Source organism: Litorimonas sp. RW-G-Af-16, assembly GCF_048319245.1.
Taxonomy (GTDB): domain Bacteria; phylum Pseudomonadota; class Alphaproteobacteria; order Caulobacterales; family Maricaulaceae; genus Litorimonas.
In genome coordinates this window covers 2,329,043-2,350,445 of record NZ_CP166993.1, presented here as the reverse complement: position 1 = coordinate 2,350,445, position 21,403 = coordinate 2,329,043, and the positions used below count along the sequence as shown (strand labels likewise).

The 21,403-nt window shown below is 51.9% G+C and carries 20 protein-coding genes, 1 tRNA gene and 2 pseudogenes; 14 read left to right on the top strand and 9 right to left on the bottom strand.

What is annotated here, in order from left to right:
- The first annotated feature begins 7 nt into the window (after nt 1–7).
- The 4 genes and pseudogenes from AB8615_RS11495 to msrA all read left to right on the top strand — a co-directional run bounded on the left by AB8615_RS11495 (nt 8) and on the right by msrA (nt 4,991).
- A pseudogene (locus AB8615_RS11495) lies at nt 8–1,043 on the top strand (hypothetical protein).
- A gap of 124 nt (nt 1,044–1,167) precedes the next feature.
- Nucleotides 1,168–2,841 carry a homoserine dehydrogenase gene (locus AB8615_RS11490; RefSeq protein WP_418153099.1) on the top strand — a complete coding sequence of 558 codons (1,674 nt, stop codon included), beginning with the start codon at nt 1,168–1,170 and terminating at the stop codon, nt 2,839–2,841.
- A gap of 51 nt (nt 2,842–2,892) precedes the next feature.
- Nucleotides 2,893–4,317 carry a cryptochrome/photolyase family protein gene (locus tag AB8615_RS11485; RefSeq protein ID WP_409432717.1) on the top strand — a complete coding sequence of 475 codons (1,425 nt, stop codon included), beginning with the start codon at nt 2,893–2,895 and terminating at the stop codon, nt 4,315–4,317.
- Nucleotides 4,318–4,367: 50 nt separating this feature from the next.
- Nucleotides 4,368–4,991, top strand: a complete 624-nt coding sequence (gene msrA, locus AB8615_RS11480; protein WP_409432716.1) for a peptide-methionine (S)-S-oxide reductase MsrA — start codon at nt 4,368–4,370, stop codon at nt 4,989–4,991.
- 5 nt (nt 4,992–4,996) lie between these two features.
- Here the strand turns inward: msrA and AB8615_RS11475 are convergent, their stop codons facing one another.
- Entirely contained in the window at nt 4,997–6,481 is a 1,485-nt protein-coding gene (locus AB8615_RS11475; protein ID WP_418152407.1) for an ArnT family glycosyltransferase, read from the bottom strand.
- Between the two features lie 97 nt (nt 6,482–6,578).
- Between AB8615_RS11475 and murI the strand changes: the two genes are divergently transcribed.
- Entirely contained in the window at nt 6,579–7,403 is an 825-nt protein-coding gene (murI, locus tag AB8615_RS11470; RefSeq protein WP_418152406.1) for a glutamate racemase, read from the top strand.
- On the opposite strand, the gene AB8615_RS11465 is transcribed toward murI, so the two are convergent.
- Nucleotides 7,368–8,075: a YqaA family protein gene (locus tag AB8615_RS11465; protein ID WP_409432713.1), complete on the bottom strand. Its 708-nt coding sequence runs from the start codon at nt 8,073–8,075 to the stop codon at nt 7,368–7,370. The two genes, murI and AB8615_RS11465, sit on opposite strands and share 36 nt — an antisense overlap.
- 32 nt (nt 8,076–8,107) lie before the next feature.
- On the opposite strand from AB8615_RS11465, the gene AB8615_RS11460 reads away from it, so the two are divergent.
- The 9 genes from AB8615_RS11460 to AB8615_RS11420 all read left to right on the top strand — a co-directional run bounded on the left by AB8615_RS11460 (nt 8,108) and on the right by AB8615_RS11420 (nt 14,891).
- Nucleotides 8,108–8,191: transfer RNA gene (locus AB8615_RS11460), tRNA-Leu, on the top strand.
- 115 nt (nt 8,192–8,306) lie between these two features.
- On the top strand, nt 8,307–9,311 hold the full coding sequence (locus AB8615_RS11455; protein ID WP_418152405.1) for an arginine N-succinyltransferase: 1,005 nt from the start codon (nt 8,307–8,309) through the stop codon (nt 9,309–9,311).
- Between the two features lie 3 nt (nt 9,312–9,314).
- Complete coding sequence (astB, locus tag AB8615_RS11450; protein ID WP_418152404.1) at nt 9,315–10,649, top strand: N-succinylarginine dihydrolase; 1,335 nt, start codon at nt 9,315–9,317, stop codon at nt 10,647–10,649.
- 17 nt (nt 10,650–10,666) lie between these two features.
- Complete coding sequence (locus AB8615_RS11445) at nt 10,667–11,665, top strand: hydrolase (RefSeq protein ID WP_418152403.1); 999 nt, start codon at nt 10,667–10,669, stop codon at nt 11,663–11,665.
- A gap of 35 nt (nt 11,666–11,700) precedes the next feature.
- Nucleotides 11,701–11,937, top strand: coding sequence for a hypothetical protein (locus AB8615_RS11440; protein ID WP_418152402.1), 237 nt, complete (start codon nt 11,701–11,703; stop codon nt 11,935–11,937).
- 1 nt (nt 11,938) lies between these two features.
- Nucleotides 11,939–13,363: a succinylglutamate-semialdehyde dehydrogenase gene (gene astD, locus AB8615_RS11435; protein ID WP_409432709.1), complete on the top strand. Its 1,425-nt coding sequence runs from the start codon at nt 11,939–11,941 to the stop codon at nt 13,361–13,363.
- A gap of 10 nt (nt 13,364–13,373) precedes the next feature.
- Nucleotides 13,374–13,922 carry a hypothetical protein gene (locus AB8615_RS11430; RefSeq protein WP_409432708.1) on the top strand — a complete coding sequence of 183 codons (549 nt, stop codon included), beginning with the start codon at nt 13,374–13,376 and terminating at the stop codon, nt 13,920–13,922.
- Between the two features lie 109 nt (nt 13,923–14,031).
- A complete protein-coding gene (locus AB8615_RS11425; RefSeq protein WP_409432707.1) occupies nt 14,032–14,292 on the top strand; it encodes a DUF5710 domain-containing protein in 261 nt (86 codons plus the stop codon).
- Between the two features lie 146 nt (nt 14,293–14,438).
- On the top strand, nt 14,439–14,891 hold the full coding sequence (locus tag AB8615_RS11420) for a DUF4112 domain-containing protein (protein WP_418152401.1): 453 nt from the start codon (nt 14,439–14,441) through the stop codon (nt 14,889–14,891).
- 9 nt (nt 14,892–14,900) lie between these two features.
- Here the strand turns inward: AB8615_RS11420 and AB8615_RS11415 are convergent, their stop codons facing one another.
- The 7 genes and pseudogenes from AB8615_RS11415 to AB8615_RS11385 all read right to left on the bottom strand — a co-directional run bounded on the left by AB8615_RS11415 (nt 14,901) and on the right by AB8615_RS11385 (nt 21,396).
- Nucleotides 14,901–15,410 (bottom strand): CreA family protein, encoded by a 510-nt coding sequence (locus AB8615_RS11415; RefSeq protein ID WP_409432705.1) that lies wholly within the window; start codon nt 15,408–15,410, stop codon nt 14,901–14,903.
- A 208-nt stretch (nt 15,411–15,618) separates the two neighbouring features.
- Nucleotides 15,619–19,053 carry a bifunctional proline dehydrogenase/L-glutamate gamma-semialdehyde dehydrogenase PutA gene (putA, locus tag AB8615_RS11410; RefSeq protein WP_409432704.1) on the bottom strand — a complete coding sequence of 1,145 codons (3,435 nt, stop codon included), beginning with the start codon at nt 19,051–19,053 and terminating at the stop codon, nt 15,619–15,621.
- A gap of 93 nt (nt 19,054–19,146) precedes the next feature.
- Nucleotides 19,147–19,635 carry a hypothetical protein gene (locus AB8615_RS11405; protein WP_409432703.1) on the bottom strand — a complete coding sequence of 163 codons (489 nt, stop codon included), beginning with the start codon at nt 19,633–19,635 and terminating at the stop codon, nt 19,147–19,149.
- Between the two features lie 50 nt (nt 19,636–19,685).
- Entirely contained in the window at nt 19,686–20,162 is a 477-nt protein-coding gene (moaC, locus tag AB8615_RS11400) for a cyclic pyranopterin monophosphate synthase MoaC (RefSeq protein ID WP_409432702.1), read from the bottom strand.
- A gap of 15 nt (nt 20,163–20,177) precedes the next feature.
- Nucleotides 20,178–20,705, bottom strand: coding sequence for a molybdenum cofactor biosynthesis protein B (gene moaB / locus AB8615_RS11395; RefSeq protein WP_418153097.1), 528 nt, complete (start codon nt 20,703–20,705; stop codon nt 20,178–20,180).
- A gap of 105 nt (nt 20,706–20,810) precedes the next feature.
- Nucleotides 20,811–21,149: pseudogene (locus tag AB8615_RS11390) on the bottom strand (molybdenum cofactor biosynthesis protein MoaE); the annotation flags it as partial.
- 1 nt (nt 21,150) lies between these two features.
- Nucleotides 21,151–21,396, bottom strand: coding sequence for a MoaD/ThiS family protein (locus AB8615_RS11385; protein ID WP_409432699.1), 246 nt, complete (start codon nt 21,394–21,396; stop codon nt 21,151–21,153).
- Nucleotides 21,397–21,403 lie beyond the last annotated feature (7 nt).

Below are 21,403 nucleotides of genomic sequence, written 5' to 3'. Positions count from 1 at the left end.
ACTCTTCATGACAATTGCAGGCATTGAGCTATTAGCGCTCATTGGGTTTTTGCTGGCGGCGTATCTCGGTCGTGGCCAATGATGCCATTCAGACCTTAGGGACTTTTTTGTCGTCTAATGCCAAACGACCTTGGTGGGTCTTATGGCTCTACGCAGCGTCTATTCTGGTCGCCGTAACGGTTTATGGATATTACACGCAGGACGGCGATATTGCCTTTGGCCGCCTTAATCAGCTGCCTTATAGCGAGGTCGGTATACAGTGGTATCATGTCCTGCCTGCCGCAGTTTTGCTATTCCTAACGCGGTTCGGAATTCCCGTCTCGACGACTTTTCTGGTTCTGACGGTCTTTGCTTTGACAGGCGGGGTGGGGACCGAGGGTGTTTTGGGCAAAATGCTAACCAAATCTGCGCTTGGCTATGTTGTGGCTCTGGTGGCAGGCGGCTTTGTCTATTTATGTATCGCTCGCGTTTGGTCACGATGGATTGACCGCACTAAAGGGCAGCGTATGCATATTGGCTGGGTCACGGCGCAATGGCTCTCAACGGCGTTTCTCTGGTGGCAATGGCTTGCGCAGGATTTTGCCAATATTTTCGTCTTTATGCCGCGAGTCACAACGACAGCTGCAGACGGGACAGTCAGCGTATATTTTGATCCAACGGTGATGATCTTTGGTATCGTATCCATGGTCATATTGATGGCCTATGTCTTTGCGTCACGTGGCGGCAAAATTCAAAAGATCATCTTGAACAAGACGAATACGACAGACATTCGTGCCGCAATATTGGTTGACCTTATGTTTGGGGCAATTTTGTTTATCTTCAAAGAAATCAGCGACATCCCGATGTCTACGACTTGGGTATTTATGGGATTGATTGCAGGTCGCGAGCTGGCGATCAGCTATATCGCGGATCTTCGTTCACGCAGCGAGGCTGTCAGGGATGTTTCAATGGATATGGCGCGTCTGTTCTTTGGGCTTATCATTAGCATTGTTCTGGCCGTTGCGGTGCCGTGGATTGCCACGGGGAATATGCCTTCATTTTAGCACCTTCTTTTCCGCGCACTTTTCTACCATCAAATTACCTGGCCAAATAATTGACTTGCCGCAGCCTACTCTTTAGACGCGGACGCTGATTAAACACGGCGATGATCGCCATTAAAGTGAGGGCATATGCCAGTACTCTGTCATCGTTCTAAATTTCGGCCATAGCGTCTTAAATTCGCTAGACGATTATACGCGTGCGGCAGCCGAGATTTATCGTCATTACCGTCAGGGCCAAAACGTCGTCGCTGTTACCTCTGCGCAAAGCGATCAAACGGATATCCTTTTGGCCGAAGCACGAAATATCGGCCCAGAAGGTCAAGCGAAAAACCTCCCTGAATTGCTTCAACTAGGAGAGCGGCGTTCGGCCGCTTTGCTCGCTCTGGCGCTGGAACGGATCGGCGCCCCCGCTTTTGTCCGCCAAGCGCGTGACCTCGGGCTGACTGGCCGTGGCTCCTATATGGATGCGGAGCTTACCGGACTGAATACGGACCAACTACTCGCTGACCTTAAAGCCCATGATATTGTCGTTATGCCTGGCTTTGTGGCGATCGGCGAAAAAGATCGACCTGTCTTGTTGGGTCAAGGCGGGGCTGATCTCACGGCACTTTATGTGGCTGATAAATTAGGTGTTGAAGCTGTGCTGCTTAAAGATGTCGACGGCGTCTATGATCGTGATCCTAGGCAGTCTGGCACTGCGCCGCTGCGATATGAGCATATCTCCTATAACGATGCCGCCGTCAAAGCTGCGCCCCTTATTGCCCCCAAAGCTCTTGCGTTTGCCAAAGCCAATAATATGACGTTCCGCTTGGGTCGCCCGGGCCTCCCGCGTTTCACTAAAATCGGCGATAAGACAGGCCCGCTATCACCTGCGCCTAAAGTTAAGAAACTCCGCGTGGCGATGTTAGGCTGCGGGATAGTTGGCGGCGGCGTGTTCCGCCAGATCGAAGCGAATCCGCAGCATTTTGACCTAGTCAAAATCATGGTGCGCAATGTCGACAAATATATCGACCAAGGCTATGCGCCGTCCCTGCTAACAACGTCTGCCAAAGATTTGTTTGACGCTAAACCTGACATCTTTATCGATGTCTCTGGCCCCATCGACCCTGCGCTGAAAATGACAGAAGATATGTTGAAGGCGGGCGTCCATGTTGTATCCGCTAATAAGCAAGCCATTGCAGCTGGCGGGCAAGACCTCATTGATCTAGCAACAAAGCATAATGTGAAGCTGCTCTTTTCCTCCGCGGCAGGTGGTGGCATGCCTGTTCTGGAAATGTGTTTGCGCGAAGCGGGCAGAATTACGCGCGTCGAGGCCCTTCTAAATGGCACGACAAATTATATGCTCGGCGAAATGGACAAAGGTAAATCCTACGCAGAAGCTTTAAAAGAAGCCCAAGATAAAGGCTTTGCCGAGGCAGACCCCACAGCTGATGTTGGCGGCGCAGATGCAGCTGCCAAAATTAGGTTGATTGCCCTTTTGGCATTTGGCGAACAACTGACTTTGAATGACATTCCACGCGAAACGATAGAGAACTTTGCGCCAAATGAGCCGCCCAAGGGGATTATGAAGCGCGTTGCAACTGTCTGGCGTGACAAAAATGGATTTTCTGCCACGCTAGAACTTCGCGATTTATCTCCCAATAATTTCATTGCGCAAGCAGACGGCGAAGAAGCGCATGCAATTTTTGAATTCTCTGACGGCGACGAGTATCGTATTCGCGGCAAGGGGGCAGGGCGTTGGCCAACGACGGCCTCTGTCATGGCGGATATGTTCGATATTTCTGCCGTCTATTTGAATTAAATATCGCGCAATTAATTCGACACGAAATCTAGGTTCGTGCGTAAATAAGATATGAGCCAAAAAAATCCTATTATCGTTTGGTTTCGGCGCGATCTGCGCCTGACCGATAACCCTGCCTTGTTTCACGCAAATGAGACGGGGCAACCGATCATCCTTCTCTATATCTATGAGACCAATCGAGATCGAGAGATGGGAGCGGCCAAGCGCGTTTGGCTTGACCATAGCCTTGAAAAACTCGGCAAAGATATTGCAGACAAAGGTGGCAAGCTCCTGATCCGCGTCGGCGAAGCCGCTAAAATTTTAGATGATGTGATTGAGCAGTCTGGCGCGGATACAGTCATGTGGAACCGTCGCTACACGGAAGACGGTCGAGAGATCGACAGTGCCATTAAATCGGATTTGAAAGAGCGCGGCCTCACTGCTGAAAGTTTTAACGCTAACTTGCTGTCTGAGCCCTTCAAGGTCATGACCAAATCGGGCGGCTATTATAAAGTCTTCACGCCCTATTGGCGGGCAGCCAAAGATTATCTTGATGTGTCTGATCCGCTACCTGCGCCCAAATCTTTGAACGGATTTGCCAAATCGCTCAAGACTGAAGACCTGCCAGACGTTGAGGCTGGCGATGTTGACGGTCAAGATTGGCGGGACATGGTGATGGATGACTGGACAGTTGGCGAGGCGGGCGCAGCTGACCGGCTTGAGAGTTTTTTAGACGGCCCCGTTGAGGATTATGCGGAGGATCGCAATCGTCCTGACAAAGAAAACGGCACATCGCGTCTATCCCCACATTTGGCGCATGGCGAAATTTCGCCCCGTCAAATTTGGCATGCCTGCAAAGACAACGAATATACGTCCCGCAAGTTTTTGACCGAGATCGGTTGGCGAGAATTTTCTTACGTGCTTCTTTATCACAACCCCAAACTGGCATCAGAAAATTACAAGTCTGATTTCGACAATTTCCCGTGGGAGGTTAATCGTGAGGGGTTGAAGCGCTGGCAGCGCGGACAGACGGGCTACCCTTTTGTCGATGCAGGCATGCGTGAGCTATACCAAACAGGCTGGCAGCATAACCGCGTTCGCATGGTCTGCGCGAGTTTTTTGATCAAACACTTGTTGATCGATTGGCGGGACGGCGAAGATTGGTATTGGGATTGTTTGCTGGAGGCTGACCCTGCTTCGAACGCGGCGAGTTGGCAGTGGGTTGCGGGAAGCGGTGCAGATGCATCGCCCTATTTTCGAATTTTCAACCCTTTCACCCAAGGCGAGAAATTTGATCCAAATGGCGACTATGTACGCAAATATGTACCAGAGCTGGCGAAGATGCCAAAGAAATACATCCATCGCCCGTGGGACGCCCCTGATAATGTGCTGGAATATGCCAAGGTCAAACTCGGCGAGACTTACCCTAGGCCTATTGTGGATCATAAAGAGGCGAGAGAACGCGCATTGGCGGCGTATAAAGAGAGCCGAAGCTAATCACGCACACTTGATTGGAACGCGAGCGATGGTTCGCGCATAATAAGTCTATGAAAAACTATATCTTACCCACTGTCTTATTCTTGGCCGCTTGTAGTTCTGCATCGACATCTGAAGCACAGCGGTCTGATGCCGAATCCGCTACACCTGTGCAGTTGTCAGGGCAAAAGTCCGAGGCGATTGTCGCGGGCGGATGCTTTTGGTGTGTCGAGTCAGATTTTGAAAAATTACCCGGCGTCTATGAAGCAATTTCAGGTTATTCGGGTGGCGACATGCAAAACCCGACCTATCGTCGGCATGGGCAACATCTCGAAGTTGCCAAAATTATCTTTGATCCCACTATAATTTCTTATGAAGAGATTTTAGATCATTACTGGCGCACGGTGGATCCAACGGATCCTAACGGCCAGTTTTGTGACCGCGGCAATGCTTATAAGACGGCCATCTATGCGACGCCAGAACAGATGGATATTGCAATCGCGTCCAAAAACGAAATTGCAAAGTCGAAGCCTTTTGACGGCCCGATTGTGACACCTGTTCTGCCAGCGAAGACTTTCTGGACAGCCGAAGATTACCATCAGGACTATTATAAGAAGAATCCCATTCGGTATAAATATTATCGGAATGGGTGCGGGCGGGATGCACGCATTAAAGAACTTTGGGGCGAGGGCTAGACTATTTATTGCCCCCGATACGGGTCTGTTGTTGGTGTATATCCATAGGCCGCCCACACGTTTAAATGCCGCGTTTTTCCGCCGCCAAGATCAATCTTGATGGCTTCTAATGCTTCAAGTTTGGCGAAGTCTTGCTCAAAAAAACTAACGTAATTTTCGTAGTGATTAATTAATAGAACAGGTGCGTCCTTTGCCGCGCTGGCGGTTAAAGGATGGGTCATTTCGGCGTGATGCTTAGCCTCCGATGTCAATCGCCAAAACGTCAGAGGTGCCATGTCTCGCAGACCATAGTATTCGGTATCGTAAAAGACGAGGCGGTTATCCATTGCGATAGATTGAAACGATTGCCCGTTATGTCCTGCCTCATACCGTGCCGCGATCGCGTTCACAGTTTCTGGCCAGCCGCGCAGACGTTTAACGGAATTAGCAAGACCTAGCGCGTCCGTCCAAGCGGGCATTAAAACGATGGGTAGCAGGATGAGGGCTAACGCCGTGTGTCCGATTAAGCCCCACTTCATCCATGCCCGCGCTCTGGCTCGCCCGACCAACCAGACAGCTAATATAACTGGCGCAACTCCATAAGCGGTAACAGCCCAATTTGCATTGGCCCGCGAAATTAACGCCTCAATAGAAATCGCGATGAGAGGCGTGATACAGAGGGCGGCGAGCCAAAAAACCATTGGCGAGATTTGGCGTTTAAAAGCTGCTGCCAGCGCACCTAGCAAGAGAGCGAGACTGATCGGGCCAAACACGCCGAACTGATCGATCCAAAAAGTTATTAATTCCATGGGGTGGAACATATCTTGTTTTAAATTCGCATTCTCAGCCGTGTGAGACACAGTCGCGAAATCATGATCGATATTCCAGAGAATATTAGGCGTGATGATCGCAGCCATGATCAAGAGGCCAGCCAATCCTCGCCAGTGCAAAAGCGCCTTACGGGTCGCCGGATCAAACATTATCGCGAGGGCGAACGCGGGGCCGAAAAACATCATCGCATATTTGCTCATAAAACCGAGGCCCAATGCGATTCCTAATTGCACCGCTCGTCCCCAACTCGGCTTAATGCGCAAATTCACCCAAGCGTTCACACCCAGCGCCCAGAAAAACAAGAGCGCAACGTCGGTGCTGATAATCATCGAAGAGAGCCAGACGGCGGGCATGAGCAGATATATCGCTGCCGCCCAAAACCCAGCGCGGTCATCGACGAGTGTGCGCCCCGTCAAAAACAAAATCCAAGCTGTTAAAGAGTGAATGATGGGTGACGCCAGCCGCACGACCCACTCTGTATCTCCGAAAATAGCTGTTGTGCTGGCAATCACCCAAGCGACCATGGGGGGCTTGGAGAAATAGCCGAAATCTAACTCTTGCGCCCAAACCCAATATTGCGCTTCATCGCCGTGTAATTGGTTGGGCGACAGGCGCAGTGCGATGAGGCGCAAAACCAACAGGCCCGCAATCAGCGCGAGCGTCTTTCCGCGATATGTCATGTCCCGCAACATCTACATAGCTATGCGCGGATAGATACGGAAAATAAACCTTATTCCGACCACAAAGTGTTTCAATATATGAGGTGTGAAAAGGTTTATGGCGCATGCGTTGATATTTGATAGCGGGGTAGGGGGGTTGTCCGTCGCGGCTGAAATCCGCCGCATGCTGCCGTTGTTGCGACTGTCTTATATCGCCGATGACGCGTTCCGACCTTACGGCGAAAAATCAGAGGCGGCCTTACGGGCGCGCTTACCACGCTTGCTCTCGGAATTATGTCTGATGCTCGATCCTGATATTGTTGTGATTGCGTGCAATACGGCTTCGACGACAGCGCTACCTGCGATCCGAGATGCGTTATCCGTGCCCGTCGTTGGTGTCGTGCCAGCGATTAAGCCCGCCGCCGCCAAATCACGGACAAAAACGATAGGCGTCCTCGGCACGCCTGGGACTGTGCGGCGGAAATATGTCGATGAACTCATTCACGAATTTGCCAGCGATTGTCATGTTATATTGCAAGGCTCGGTCAATTTGGTCGATCAAGCCGAAGCGAAACTCTCTGGCCAAGCCGTCAATATGGATATTATTCGCGGTGAATTATCTGCGATGTTTTCAGGCCGCAAAGGCATGGATCTGGATGCTGTTGTTCTGGCTTGCACGCACTTCCCGCTGCTGCGCGAGGAGTTGAAGGCCAGTGTGACGCAATCTGTGTTTTGGATCGATAGCGGAGAGGCTGTCGCTAAACGAGTGAAAGCCGTCTTGTCTAGTTTAACCGACGTCACTCGCCTCTCGCCACCACAGCAAGACACAGCCTTCTTGATCGGCCCAAATGCGTCGCCAGCGAGAGCGCAGGCGTTTGCGAAATTCGGATTTAAACGGGTCGTTGGCTTAATGCCCGACAAAATGCCGATAGGTAAAATATAGCGCGAGCAACACTGCGAATACGACAATCGTAAACGCCGCAAAATGCTCTTTCATAATCCGCTCAGCTTGCGGGCCAAAGAGGCGCACAATGCCTGCGACTAAGAAGAAGCGTAAACTGCGCGACAGGACACTTGCGGTCACAAAAACCCCAAAATTCACAGGTACGGCGCCACTCATAATCGTAATGACTTTATAAGGGAAAGGCGTGAAACCTGCGCCAAACACCCACAGCCCGCCATGTATTGCAATGCTCTCGCGAAACGTGTCCATTTTCTCGGTCTTGCCGAGCGCGTTGAGCATAGGCTCGGCGACCAACTCATATAAAAACAATCCCAAGAAATATCCGAATATTCCACCAAGCACTGAAAACAAAGTTGTCAGAAAGGCTAACCGCCACCACCGTTCTGGCGCGGCCTGGACCATAGGTATCAACATCACGTCGACGGGGATCGGGAAGAAAGAACTCTCCGCAAAGGACACAGCGCACAGGGTAGGCGTCGCCCGACGATGACGCGCCAGCGCCTTGGTGTTTTCATACCACCGATCCAGAAATGACAAACGACCCTTCATAAGGTTGGAATAACTGCGCGGTCTTAACGGCAGGTTTAAGGCCACGATATGTTTATCAAATGTTTTTATCGGGACGTGTGAAAAAGACGGTAGCGTTTTCATTTTACCTCCTCTATATCGCATCTGCTTGGTTCGCGGGTGTGGCGGAACTGGTAGACGCGCCGGATTCAAAATCCGGTTCCTTTGGAGTGCCGGTTCGATTCCGGCCATCCGTACCAAGCGCTTTCAAAAATTACGGGATGACCTTGCTATGGTCGTGTCGTCGGCTTATGAAAATGGGAGTGTGACTGCTGGCACAAACCGTGGCGGCTTGCACAACAGACAACAGGGCAGATGACCTTGGACACACCCCTCAACATATTTCGCCTTGCGACAGTCGATGATATTGCCGCCATCACGGCCATCACGAGCGCTGCAGATTCTGGCCTAACGACTGTACCTCGTATGGAAGCGCGTGTCGCGGATTACATAGATCAATCTCATCGTTTTCTGGCAGGTGACCCGATGGCTAATCGCGTGTTGTTTGTTGTGGAGCGTGATAGTGAGATCATGGGCATATCGGGGATTATCCCAAAGCTGGGGCTAGAGCGTCCTTTTTATAGCTTTAAACGCTCCCGCCATGCGCGCCGATCGATGAAGCCCAATTTATCTGTACGCTATGACACTTTGCAGCTGACCAATGATTTTGACGATTTCACAGAGCTGGCGTCTATTTATCTGGCGCCAAAAGCCCGCGGTAAAGGTGTAGCACGACTAATGTCATTAGGTCGGCTGGGCTTTATCGAACGTCATCGCGCTATGTTTGCTGCGCAACTTATGGCGGATATTCGCGGCTGGGTAGATGCCGACGGAACCTCTCCATTTTGGGAGCATTTGGCGTCGAAATTCATACAAACGGATTTTGATGCGGCTGACCGCTTATCCGCGACGGATGGTAATTTTATTATGGAATTACTCCCTAACTTACCGATTATGCTGAACCTTCTGCCCAAGGCCGTTGATGAGTGTGCAGGGAAGCCGCATGATATTTCAGCAGGCGCTATGGGCCTGTTGATGAGCGCGGGATTTGATACGACTGATCTGTGCGATATTTTTGACGGTGGCCCTGCCATTATATGCAAGGCGGAGCGGACGTTGATTGCACGAACGCGGTTTGAGCCAATAGCTTTTGACTGCCAGAAAAGTGACCTGAAGTTCATCCATTACGGCGGAGATCGTCTGGCATTTCGCGCGGCGATGGATCCAGCCAACCCGCTGACGAAAAACGGGTCTCGCGATATTGCAACTGCACTTGGCGAAGGCTTGTCTGTTTCATTGGCTGTGGAGAGTAGGGAATAGATTATGAGCCAAGAAATTAATTTCGATGGCCTGGTTGGCCCGACCCATAATTACGGTGGATTGTCGCGGGGTAATTTGGCGTCTGATAAAAATCGCGGACGCGCGTCCAATCCCAGAGGAGCTGCGCTGCAAGGCCTTGAGAAAATGCGCAAGCTTATTGGGCTGGGACTGACGCAAGGCCTGTTACCGCCGCAGGAGCGTCCTTTTATTCCGGGTCTGCGCGCGGTGGGTTACACTGGCACAGATGGTCAAATTTTAGAGAAAGCCTTTCAGGACAGTCCTGCTTTGGTGGCGAATATGTCGGCGGCGTCGTCTATGTGGACAGCCAATGCCGCCACTGTGTCTGCGGGCAGTCAAACAAGCGATGGGCGTGTTCACCTGACGCCCGCCAACCTCGTGGCTATGCCACATCGCGCGCTGGAGGCGGAGCAGACGCACCATACGCTATCCGCGATTTTCAAAGACACTAACCATTTTAACGTCCACGCACCCTTGCCCGCGAATTCTTTATTTGGGGATGAAGGCGCCGCCAACCATAATCGGCTGGCCTCTGGACATGGGGCAAAAGGGTTGGAATTATTTGTTTATGGCCGTGATGCTTTGCGTGGACAGTCAGGGCTTAAATTCCCTGCTCGGCAAACACTGCAAGCCAGCGAAGCTGTCGCGCGATTGCATGGCCTAAGCGATGGCGAAACGCTATTTGTTCGACAAAGTGCTGAAGCGATCAATGCGGGGGCATTTCACAATGATGTTGTCTGCGTCACGAATGACAATGTTTTGTTTTTCCATGAAGCGGCATTTGAAGACACGGCTTTGTTGGAAAAACAAGTTCTCGCCAAAGGAAACACGTTGGGGTTTAAACCAGTCTTTCTTATGGCGAAGCGGGACGCGTTACCACTTCAAGACGTCATCAGCTCCTATCTATTTAATTCGCAATTAATTACTCTGCCAAATGGCGACATGAATTTAATCCTGCCCATTGAGACAGAAGAAACGGCCTCAGCCAAAGCTTTTGTTGATGAATGTCTGGCAGGTGATAATCCGATAACAGCCGCGCATTACATGGACTTACGCCAGAGCATGAGCAATGGCGGCGGCCCGGCTTGTTTGCGACTGCGCGTGCAAGCGAACGCTTCGCAGCAAGCGGGTATTCACGGCGGCGTTATGATGACGCCCGCGAAAATTGATGCGCTGGAAAATTGGGTGCGCCAGCATTATCGCGACAGGCTTATTGCGGATGATCTGGGAGATGCGGCGTTTTTGCAAGAAACGCGAGAGGCGCTTGACGCGCTGACGCAGCTGCTTGATCTTGGCAGCCTTTATGACTTTCAACGATAGATTTCGGAGCGACATTGATGCGCGCAGATAACATAGAAATAGATGAATTATCAGACGCGGATCATGCGGCGCTATCGGCAGTCCGTAAGCGGCAAGGCGCGATGTTAGAGCGCGTCACAGCGTGGTCGGCGATCAATACTGGCAGCTGGAATGCAGACGGATTAAACGCATTTGCGCCGCTGCTCGCGAAGGCATTTGGCGAGACGGACGCCGACGTCACTTTGCTTGATACAACCCCGATTGAGACGATCACAGATAAGGCGGAAACGCGCGGATTTCAGTCTGGCCCCGTCGTGCGTGCGCAAGCTCGCCCCGATGCGCCGCTGCAAGTCGTAATGACGGGTCACTATGATACGGTTTTCCCGAAAGGCACATTTGAAGCCATTAAGGATCTTGGCGGTGGCAAGCTAAACGGGCCAGGTCTTGCGGATATGAAAGGCGGCATCACGGTCATGATCGAAGCGATCAAAGCGTTTGAAGCAGGCCCAATGAAAGGCAAGCTCGGCTATACCGTGGTTTTGTCGCCCGATGAGGAGACAGGTAATTTCGCCTCTGCGCCGCATATCAAGGCTGCTGCTGAAGGCGCGCATATCGGGCTGACCTTCGAGCCCGCGATGGAAGACGGTAGCTTGGCGGGGGCGCGTAAAGGCAGTGCGGTTTACGACATCATATTTCACGGCAAATCTGTCCATGCCGGGCGCGAACCAGAAAATGGCCGCAGCGCGATCTGGGCAGCAGCAGAATTTGCGCTCGCGATTGAGACGTTAAATGGGCAGCGAGATGGCGTGACATTTAATGTCGGGTCCATTAACGGCGGCGGCGCTGTTAACATCGTGCCAGAATTGGGCATTGTCCGCATGGGCGTGCGGGCGCCAGATGGGCCAAGCGCTGACTGGGCGGATGCAAGTGTGCGGGCGGCTTTTGATAAAGCCTGCCAACGTCCCGACATTCATGGCCATGTTCACGGCGGTTTCTACCGCCCCCCAAACCCCGCAACGCGGCGCAAGACCAATTAATTGATAATGTCAAATCGACAGGTAAAGCGATTGGATTGACGCTAAATTTTAAAGACACAGGCGGCGTGTGCGAGGGCAATAATGTCTTTGCTGCAGGCACGCCCAATATTGACACGCTAGGTGTGCGCGGCGGGCGCATCCATAGCTCTGATGAATTTATGATCGTGGAAAGCTTGTCCGAACGGGCAGGCCTTGCGGCGCTGCTTCTGAACCGAATTGCAGATGGTCGGATTGATGCCAAAGCGATCAAGCACATGATGAAGCAAGGCTAAGATGGCTGATACATATATTGACGGTCAATGGGGGGTTGGAGACGGCGCAGGCTTTGAGTCTGTTGACCCGGCGACAGGCGAGTCTGTCTGGCAAGGCCACGAAGCGACTGCCGCGCAAGTCGATAAAGCTGTCAGCGTAGCACGTCAGGCTTTCGGGGCTTGGCGATTGACGAGTTTTGATCACCGCGCCGAAATCCTGACGCGATATGCGGAACAGCTTGTCGCGCGAAAAGAAGATATCGCCTCTGCGATTTCATCCGATATGGGCAAGCCGATATGGGAAGCCCGCACGGAGGCGGGCGCTATGGCGGGCAAGATCGGTCACTCGATCAACGCCTATCAAGAGCGCACAGGGCACAAAGCGGGAGATGGCTTTTCATTGTCCCATCGTCCGCACGGCGTCATGGCGGTATTTGGGCCTTTTAATTTCCCCGGCCATCTTCCCAATGGCCATATCGTGCCAAGTTTGTTGGCAGGCAATACGGTGGTGTTCAAGCCGTCCGAACTGACGCCGCAAGTCGCCGCGATCATGGTCGAATGTTTGGAAGTGGCAGGCTTGCCAGCGGGGGTATTGAACCTTGTTCACGGGGGCCGCGAGACGGGCGGGGCATTGCTCAATGCTGCGATTGACGGCCTGCTCTTTACGGGGTCGGCCAAGACAGGCACGGCGTTTCACAAACATTTTGGTGGTCGACCAGAGGTGATTCTGGCGCTGGAAATGGGCGGCAATAATCCGCTCATTATTCGAGAGCCAGCAAGTGTCGAGGCCGCCGCCGATATTGCGTTTATGAGCGCCTTTATCACGAGTGGGCAGCGCTGTTCTTGCACGCGCCGTCTGATCTTGCCCACTGGCAGTTTTGGTGATCAGATCGTCGAGGCATTGGTGGCCCGTATCGCCAAAGTAACGATTGGTCACGGCGAAGACGAGGTCTTTATGGGGCCAGTGGTGTCGGCGCAGTCTGCTGAGGCAGCGATAAAATTTGAAACTGAATTGATTGCGGCGGGCGGAAAGCCCATCACAGAGCTAGACCGATTTGACAACGCCTTCCTCCGTCCCGGCTTGATCGACGTCACCGATGCGCAAACACCTGATGAGGAACTCTTCGGTCCGCTCTTGCAAGTGATCCGCGCGGATAGTTTGGACGCCGCGTTTGCGCGGGCGAATGATACGCGCTTCGGGCTAGCGGGTGGCCTTGTCTGCGACAGCCCTGCTATATGGGAGGCGGCGCAGGCCAATATGGTGGCTGGTATTTTGAACTGGAACAAGCCGACAACTGGCGCGGCGAGCAGCTTGCCATTTGGCGGGCCTGGCCTGTCAGGCAATCATCGCCCATCCGCCTATTACGCCGCAGATTATTGCGCTTGGCCCGTTGCGTCGCAGACCTCGCCAACCGCAATTTCGCCTGCTATGATCGGAATGACTTAGGAGCTTTGTCATGAACCCCTTAAAAACACGTCAGATTTTAATTACTTTACACCTGCTATTTGCAGGCTTCATGGCCCCCGCCTTTATATTGATGGCCATTACGGGCGGCAATTATTTGCTCGGAATCAAGGGCAGCAGCACGAGCGAGACCTTAAATGTCCCTGCCGCCGCTTCGTTAAATTTTAATGCGCCGACGATTGAATCCGATGTGCGTGCAGCTTTGAGTGCTGCGGGCATTGAACATAAATTTGAATATGTGAAATCTCGGGGCGAAGGCAAAATTCATTTACGCCCAACGTCCAGACCTTATCTGGAACTTACCTCTGACGGGGTGGTCAAACGCATCACGCCTAGTCCGCAAAAAGCAATGATGGAATTGCATATGGGGCACGGCCCGCAGCTGTTTAAGACATATCAAAAATTTGTGGCATTAGCTCTGATTTTGGTCATTTTAGGCGGCGTTTTTGTTGGTTTGCTGGCGAAAGCCTATCGGCGCATAACAATCGCGTCCCTAGCGGTTGGCACGCTTGTCTTTGTTTTGTTAGCTTTCGTGATCTAACAGAGCGGAACCCAGCTGCAGAAAAACAAAAATATAGGAATATATCCCTTGAAATTAACTTTTGTTCTTATTATGTTCTATTTCTCGAAACATGATAAGGATAAAGGTCATGGCTAAAAAATACATCAATGTGTCTTATCAAGATCGCGATTTGGCGAAAAAACTAGGCGCAAAATGGGACCCGTCCGTGCGGCGCTGGTACTGCCCATCTGGCTCTAATTTAGCGAAGATTTTTTCTTGGCGTCAGGCAGCGCATGCAGAAGCGGCGCGTATGGCGGCTAATCACAATGCATTAATGGGCGAGAGGTCTACGCGGCCAACTCCGCCCAATACACAGGCTAGCCTGTTTGATCTTTCGCTTGCATCGTAGCGACGACGTTCTCGCACCCACCATCCCTTGCTCCCATACCCATAATATATCGTGATCCCCGTCCGATAGTTATGTGGGGGCATTATGTCCGCAAATCTTATCCTACGTTCTTCCCTTGGACGGCTTAACGGTCTAGATTTGCGGACATGTCTTCTGAGCCCATCGATACCCCTGAAATTATTCCGCCAGATAAAGCGGACGCACTTGAGGCGTTAGAGATACGGCAAGCGCTTGAATATGAGACGTTTCTCCATATTCAAAGTCTGGCGCAGACGATGGACGCGCAATACAAGATACCTTTTCTGCCAATCCCTATCGGGCTGGACGCAATTATCGGTTTTATCCCTGGGATTGGTGATACGATCACTTTGGGCGTTGCGGGCTATATCGTTTTGCGTGCGCAAAGGCTCGGAATCCGCAAAAGGCACTTAGCGAAAATGGGCTTTAATATCGGGATTGACTGGCTCATCGGACTTATTCCGATTATCGGTGATCTGTTTGATATTGGCTGGCGTGGCAATCTTCGCAATGCAGAAATTGTGCGTATCCGACTTGAAACTCGCTGGGCAAAACAGCGGTATGATTTGCTAAACTCTTAAAATATCTGCCTAACGCGGATCACCAGACGAGCGATTGACCCATGTGACATCGGAACCAAATAAAGGTACAGATGAAACACTCATTTTAGCAGATCCGTCGACAACACGGCGAGAATAAACCAAATAGACCAAGGCATCATTTTCGCTGTCATAGATGCGTCTCACCGCGAGCGTTTTAAAAATCAAGCTTTGCTTTTGCTTGAAAACCTCTTCACCGTTCTTATCCAAATCAATATCGCCAATAATGATCGGTCCAGAATTGACGCAGCTAATTGAACCATTCGACGGGTTTTCAAACCAACTCCCTTTTTGCAGGCGATCAATCACACTGCGGTCAAAATGGGCCATGTGACAGGTGACGCCTTGCACTTTGCGGTCATTAAAGGCTTCGATTTTTATTTCATTTCCCGTCCAATCATTATTGATTTCCGCCACCTCTTTATTTCCGCTACCGCCGCAGGCCGAAACTGTTACAGCGAGGGTGAGCGAGAGGATCAATTTTATGAAAGTTTGAGGCATGTGATTCCTTAAATATGGATGAAACAATTTCTCCAACTCCAACGTCTAAAGCATTGGTCCGTTCCCGTGAAGCCGAAGCCCGACTGTATAAACAATTTTCAAAACTGGCGCACCTATTGCATAGCCGTAGGGGCGAAGCGCAAGCTTTGCCGGGCTGCACCGTTTTGATATCCACATCTCGAAGCGGTGCGGTCTTTATTGATTGTGTCTAAGCGCTTTCCGCCAAAAGTTGCGCATTGCCGCCCGACGCTGTCATATCGACACAGATGTGACGCTCTTCAAGACAGGCAAAACTCATATCCTCGCCGCAAATCAACGCTAGGATAGGCCCGTCCCGTTTCGCCAACGCGATACGAGCCTCTCGTTGATCTGCGGGGTCACTCCAGAGCGCCACTGCCGCAAAGCCCGTGAGGTCAGTCAGGAGGTGCCGAGCCAGGTGGCCTTCAAAAATCACAGGCACGCAACCGAAACTTTCGACAATGGCAGCTTGTTTGTGGGCGTCGCGGCCCAAGCATAAAACACGGCCTTTGGCGAAAGTCGACAGACGATTGCTTTCCCCCGTAGGGCCAGGGCAGTCGATAGTCGTTAGCGCGTTTTCGCCTACTTTCGGGGCGGCGTCGATAACAGCTTGTGCGGCAGCGAACGCTAGAGCTGCGCCTTCTTTGGGCGCGGACTCCGTGTATGTGGGTTTTTTGTAAAAACGATCCAAATAATGGGGTCCGCCCGCCTTAGGCCCTGTGCCAGATAGCCCGCTCCCGCCGAAAGGTTGGCTGCCGACGATTGCGCCGATTTGATTGCGGTTAATATAAATATTACCGACTTCGACGCTTTGCGTGATATATTCCACGCGGTTATCGATACGGGAGTGTAGGCCAAAGGTCAGACTGTAATCCGCCGCATTTAAATCAGCGACAACCTCATCAAGATTTTCAGGCTCAAAAATAGCGACGTGCAGCACGGGGCCAAAAATTTCGCGAGTCACCTCTGCGCGGTTTGCAACGCGAATTATGCTGGGGCCGATAAAATGGCCATCTTTGGGTGTGGCCATAGACGCCAACAGACGTCCATCGTTTTTGGCTTGTGCTAAATAATTTGCGAAATCTTCTTGGGCACGCGCGTCGATGACGGGGCCAATATCTGTTGATATGTCCCACGGATCGCCAAGGGCCAATTCCTCCATGGCGTCTTGCAACTGTTGGAGAAACCCCTCTGCAATATCATCTTGCAAATAAAGCAGCCGCAAAGCGGAACAGCGTTGGCCTGCGCTTTGAAATGCGGAAGAAATAATGTCGCCAATCGCTTGCTGCGGCAGGGCGGTGCTGTCGACAATCATCGCATTGATACCGCCTGTCTCCGCAATGAGAGGGGCGGAAGGGGTCAAGTTTGCGGCTACAGATTTATGTATTGTCATAGCCGTCGCGGTAGAGCCGGTGAAGCACACACCAGAAATGCGCGGATCAGATGTCAACATGGCGCCAACGATCGAGCCCTCGCCCGGCAGGCATTGTAGAGCAGATTTGGGCACGCCAGCTTTGTGCAGGACATCAACTGCTAAATCCGCGACAATGCAGGTTGACTCCGCTGGCTTGGCCAGCACTGCATTTCCTGCCGCGAGGGCTGCTCCAATCTGGCCTAAGAAAATGGCAAGAGGGAAATTCCACGGGGCAATGGTAGTGAATATCCCGCAAGGCTCAGTCCCGTCACCATTGGCCTCTGCTTCGTCCGCATAAAAGCGTAAAAAATCTACGGCTTCGCGTAATTCGCCGATGGCGTCTTGCGCAACTTTGCCAGCCTCTCTGTGCAGAACAGCAAATAATTCGCCAAACCGCGACTCTAAATCATGTGACGCTTGGCGCAAAATAGCCGCGCGATCCGAGGCGGAAGCCGCCCAAGGCTTTGCCGCGGATATTGCAGCTGAAACAGTTGCGGTATCGGCAAACTGAACCTCGCCCACTATGTCTGTGGGGACGGCAGGATTGATAACTTTATGTGTTGATCCGCTATTCTTGTGACGCTTGGCTATGCGGGGCTTCACACGCCATTGCTGGGTCGCGTATGGCGCACGACCCGTAAGGTACTCATCCATATCTTCGGGGTCACGCAAGTCAAAGCCACGCGAGTTTTGCCGTGTTCCGAAAAGGTCAGTTGGCAATGTCACGCCGCGGCTAATGTCAGCCTCAAATGGGTCTTTGACAATCTGCGCGATTGGCACATCTTCATCTGTGATCTGACTGACGAAAGATGAGTTTGCGCCGTTTTCGAGCAATCGCCTCACGAGATAGGCGAGCAGATCGCGATGCATGCCGACAGGGGCATAAATCCGACATGGTAAACCTGTTTCTTTGCGAAGAATATCATGCAGCGCCTCGCCCATGCCGTGCAAGCGTTGAAACTCAAATCCTGTTTTGTCCTCGCCTGCCAACTCTAAAATTGTCGCCGCTGTCACGGCATTATGGGTCGCAAATTGTGGGTAGATATGAGGGCGGAGGGCGAGCAATTTTGCTGCGCACATCGCGAAGCTTTGGTCTGTTTCTGCCTTAGATGTGTAGACAGGAAAGCCTTCGACACCAAGCTCTTGCGCAAGTTTAATTTCTGTATCCCAATAAGCGCCTTTGACCAGACGCACCATAAAGCGCCGTCCTGTAGTCTTGGATAATGTCTCCAGCCAGTCAATGACCGCACCCGCGCGTTTGCCGTATCCTTGTACGACAAGGCCAAGGCCTTCCCAATTTTTCAGTGGAGCGTGATGGGCGAGGCGTTCGAAAATGTCGAGCGTAATATCAAGGCGGTCTGCTTCTTCCGCGTCAATGTTTAGGCCCATTCCGTGGCTCGCCGCTTGCTCCGCCAAGCCAATCATTCGAGGCAATAACTCATTCATCACACGTTCTTTTTGTAAAACATCAAAACGCGGGTGCAGAGCAGAGAGCTTTACAGAAATCCCAGGATTGTCATGTACGGACGCGCTATTGCAATAGGGTGCCAGCCCAGAAATTGCGGCTTGATACGCGGTCAAATATTTATGGGCATCGGGTGTACTAATGGCGGCCTCACCCAGCATATCGAAAGAATAACGATAGCCACTTTCGCGGCGTGAAATGGCCTCTTTGATGGTTTGACCCAAAACGAATTGGCGGCCCATTTCTTTCATCGCGCGTGTCACGGCCATGCGAATGACAGGCTCACCTAGGCGTTTGACCATAGCGCGTAATCGGCGCGGTGTTTGACGGTCAACGTCTTTCCCTAACACTTTACCTGTTAACATCAGCCCCCAAGTTGAGGCGTTCACGAGGGGGGAGGACGACTGTCCCAAATGCTCAGACCAAGCGGACGGCGCAATTTTGTCTTCAATCAAGGCGTCCATGGTTTCGACATCGGGCACGCGCAATAAAGCTTCGGCCAGACACATTAAGGCCACGCCCTCATCTGTTGATAAGCCGTATTCAGATAAGAACACTTCCATCAGACCAGGGCGGCGGTCTTCGCGAATTTTACGCACCAGTTCTGTGGCCTCTACCGCGATTTTATCGCGCTGCGATTGAGTAGGTTTGAAGTCCGATAATGTGTTCAAAGCGTCATGGCTGGACGCGCGAGCCAGCGCATCTATCGCATGACGTGACGTATCAAGTTGGCCTAGATAACCCATAATACACTCTCCCTATGATTTTCGCGTAACTGAAAAGAAACACGAGGGATATAGAAAATACGTCGCAGAGGATCGATAGAGCGTGAGGTTGGCTCAAGAAAATTGCAAAGCGTCTGCGCGAAGCTCCTTGCGGCGGTAGAGCAAAATGAAAAGGGCAAAACCCCAGCTGACGCAAGCGGATATAAAGAGGGCGTTGGAAAACTTCGTCGGCTCACCATTGACCCATTCCACAGGTGTTGCAATCCCGAGCGGTGTAAAGAGATGAAAGACAATCGCACCACTCATAACACCTAAAGCGAGCAACGCGCCTAGCGCTTGTGATAGCCGCAAAAGCCGTTTGTTTTTCGAAAGTAAAAATATCAGGGGCAGGACAATGAGTAAAATCGCTGCGAATAATTCTGCCAACCCAATAATCCACGGGCCAGCCGGATAGAAGAGACCAATGCCTGACCAGTCTTTGAGCGTTTCAAAAATATGTTTTGGCGTTTCGTGACCGCTAAATTTGAACCGCAGGCTATCCACAAAAATCGCAGAAATAAATAAAGCACCGCCCCAGACGATGAGTTGAATAAGTTTTGACATGATCTCTCCCTTTTTTGTGAAGCTTTACAGATGAGCGATCCCCACGCAAATCACGTTTTGCGGCGCGTCCAATCACCAGATTTTCCGCCTTGTTTCTCAAGTAGTTTAATCTCACCAATGACCATATGCTTATCGACAGCTTTGAGCATGTCGTAAATCGTCAGACAGGCGACAGATACCGCTGTTAAAGCCTCCATCTCGACGCCCGTTTGACCCGCAGTTTTCGTCTCCGCTTTGACTTTGAGGCCCGGCAAATCAGGATCAACGCTGATGCTTACATGCACTTTAGACAAAGGGAGCGGGTGGCAGAGCGGGATCAAATCAGCCGTTTTCTTTGCACTCATAATCCCTGCCAGTTCGGCGATAGTTACAACGTCGCCTTTCTTATTGGCACCCAGATGCTGCAGCGTATCGCGAGCCATGATGACTTGACCTGATGCCAGTGCACGGCGCTGCGTCACTTGCTTGCTGCCCACGTCAACCATGGTTGCGCGGCCGTCTTTATCGAAATGTGTCAGGTCGCTCATGCTTATCTTTCTGTCTTATTTTTCCGCCAGGCGTGGCATTAACTCGACGAAGTTACACGGTCGGTGGCGGCTGTCTAGCTGTGAGCCGATAACCTCCCACCCGTCTTTGACTGCGCCGTTGGAGCCTGGCAGACAGAAAATAAATGTTGTGTCGGCCAGACCTGCACACGCGCGAGATTGCATCGTCGATAGTCCAACATTTTCCATGCTCTTTCGGTGGAAGGCGAAAGCAAATCCGTCAATGACTTTGTCAAATAAAGGTGTGACAGCCTCGGGCGTGACGTCGCGCCCTGTTAGGCCCGTGCCGCCCGTGCTGATTACGGCATCTATATTCGGATCAGCGATCCAGCTTTTGAGTTGGGCTTGGATGGCAGGAATGTCGTCGCGCAAAATCTCGCGGGCGGGCACAGAATGACCTGCCGCTTCAATCCGTGACTGCAAGACATCGCCCGAAGTATCGTCTGCTCGCGTACGCGTGTCAGAGACCGTTAGCACAGCGATATTGATCGGAGTGAACGTCCGTGTGTCGTCTATGCCAGACATATCAAGCCCACCTTTTTTATCATTAATATCTGCGCGACGCGGTTCAATCCACCGCACACCGCCATCATCTGTTTCTTGTTTCCAGAAAGGCGCCTCAGACTTCAGATAATCCATAATGAAATCGCAAGCCTCGAACGCGGCCCGACGATGGGCGCTGGCTGTTGCGACAAAGACGATCGTCTCGCCAATCTGCATCTCGCCGACACGGTGATACACGAGAGCGCCTTGTAAATCCCAGCGCTTGGTCGCGGTGTCGAGTATTTCCGCAATCTGCGCTTCGGTGAAATCAGGGAAGTGTGTGAGGGTCAGGCTCTGCGTCTTGGCGTCCGCTCGCACGATGCCAGTAAAAGACACAATCGCGCCAGCACCGCCCGCAGACACTGAGAAACCAGCGAGCAAGTTGGCCGCATCAAGCGGGGCTTTGCCGACCCAAATTTTGGACACATCACCCACCGCTGAGCGCCGACATAAAGGCGATCTCGTCGCCTTGGATGAGAGGTGTATTCTCGGTGATCACAGTTTTGTTGACGGCAATCCGCGCCCCCGCTCGCAGCATTTCACTCTCAAAGCCATCATACTCCGCGCAAAGCCAAGCCGTCAGGCTGTCTGTATCCGTGACGCTATCTGGCACATCTGCAAGGCCAGAGTTGCCAATATCAGAGAAGCGACCAAAATATAAAAGAGACATCATACCTCCC

Excerpts from the sequence above, each read along its gene's own strand:
- murI (WP_418152406.1), top strand. The coding sequence starts at position 6,579 with ATGGCGCATGCGTTGATATTTGATAGCGGGGTAGGGGGGTTGTCCGTC.
- AB8615_RS11445 (WP_418152403.1), top strand. The coding sequence starts at position 10,667 with ATGCGCGCAGATAACATAGAAATAGATGAATTATCAGACGCGGATCAT.
- AB8615_RS11420 (WP_418152401.1), top strand. The coding sequence starts at position 14,439 with ATGTCTTCTGAGCCCATCGATACCCCTGAAATTATTCCGCCAGATAAA.
- AB8615_RS11425 (WP_409432707.1), top strand. The coding sequence starts at position 14,032 with ATGGCTAAAAAATACATCAATGTGTCTTATCAAGATCGCGATTTGGCG.
- AB8615_RS11430 (WP_409432708.1), top strand. The coding sequence starts at position 13,374 with ATGAACCCCTTAAAAACACGTCAGATTTTAATTACTTTACACCTGCTA.
- msrA (WP_409432716.1), top strand. The coding sequence starts at position 4,368 with ATGAAAAACTATATCTTACCCACTGTCTTATTCTTGGCCGCTTGTAGT.
- astD (WP_409432709.1), top strand. The coding sequence starts at position 11,939 with ATGGCTGATACATATATTGACGGTCAATGGGGGGTTGGAGACGGCGCA.
- putA (WP_409432704.1), bottom strand. The coding sequence starts at position 19,053 with ATGGGTTATCTAGGCCAACTTGATACGTCACGTCATGCGATAGATGCG.
- AB8615_RS11385 (WP_409432699.1), bottom strand. The coding sequence starts at position 21,396 with ATGATGTCTCTTTTATATTTTGGTCGCTTCTCTGATATTGGCAACTCT.
- astB (WP_418152404.1), top strand. The coding sequence starts at position 9,315 with ATGAGCCAAGAAATTAATTTCGATGGCCTGGTTGGCCCGACCCATAAT.
- AB8615_RS11405 (WP_409432703.1), bottom strand. The coding sequence starts at position 19,635 with ATGTCAAAACTTATTCAACTCATCGTCTGGGGCGGTGCTTTATTTATT.
- moaB (WP_418153097.1), bottom strand. The coding sequence starts at position 20,705 with ATGTCTGGCATAGACGACACACGGACGTTCACTCCGATCAATATCGCT.
- AB8615_RS11475 (WP_418152407.1), bottom strand. The coding sequence starts at position 6,481 with ATGACATATCGCGGAAAGACGCTCGCGCTGATTGCGGGCCTGTTGGTT.
- AB8615_RS11485 (WP_409432717.1), top strand. The coding sequence starts at position 2,893 with ATGAGCCAAAAAAATCCTATTATCGTTTGGTTTCGGCGCGATCTGCGC.
- AB8615_RS11455 (WP_418152405.1), top strand. The coding sequence starts at position 8,307 with ATGACCTTGGACACACCCCTCAACATATTTCGCCTTGCGACAGTCGAT.
- AB8615_RS11465 (WP_409432713.1), bottom strand. The coding sequence starts at position 8,075 with ATGAAAACGCTACCGTCTTTTTCACACGTCCCGATAAAAACATTTGAT.
- moaC (WP_409432702.1), bottom strand. The coding sequence starts at position 20,162 with ATGAGCGACCTGACACATTTCGATAAAGACGGCCGCGCAACCATGGTT.
- AB8615_RS11415 (WP_409432705.1), bottom strand. The coding sequence starts at position 15,410 with ATGCCTCAAACTTTCATAAAATTGATCCTCTCGCTCACCCTCGCTGTA.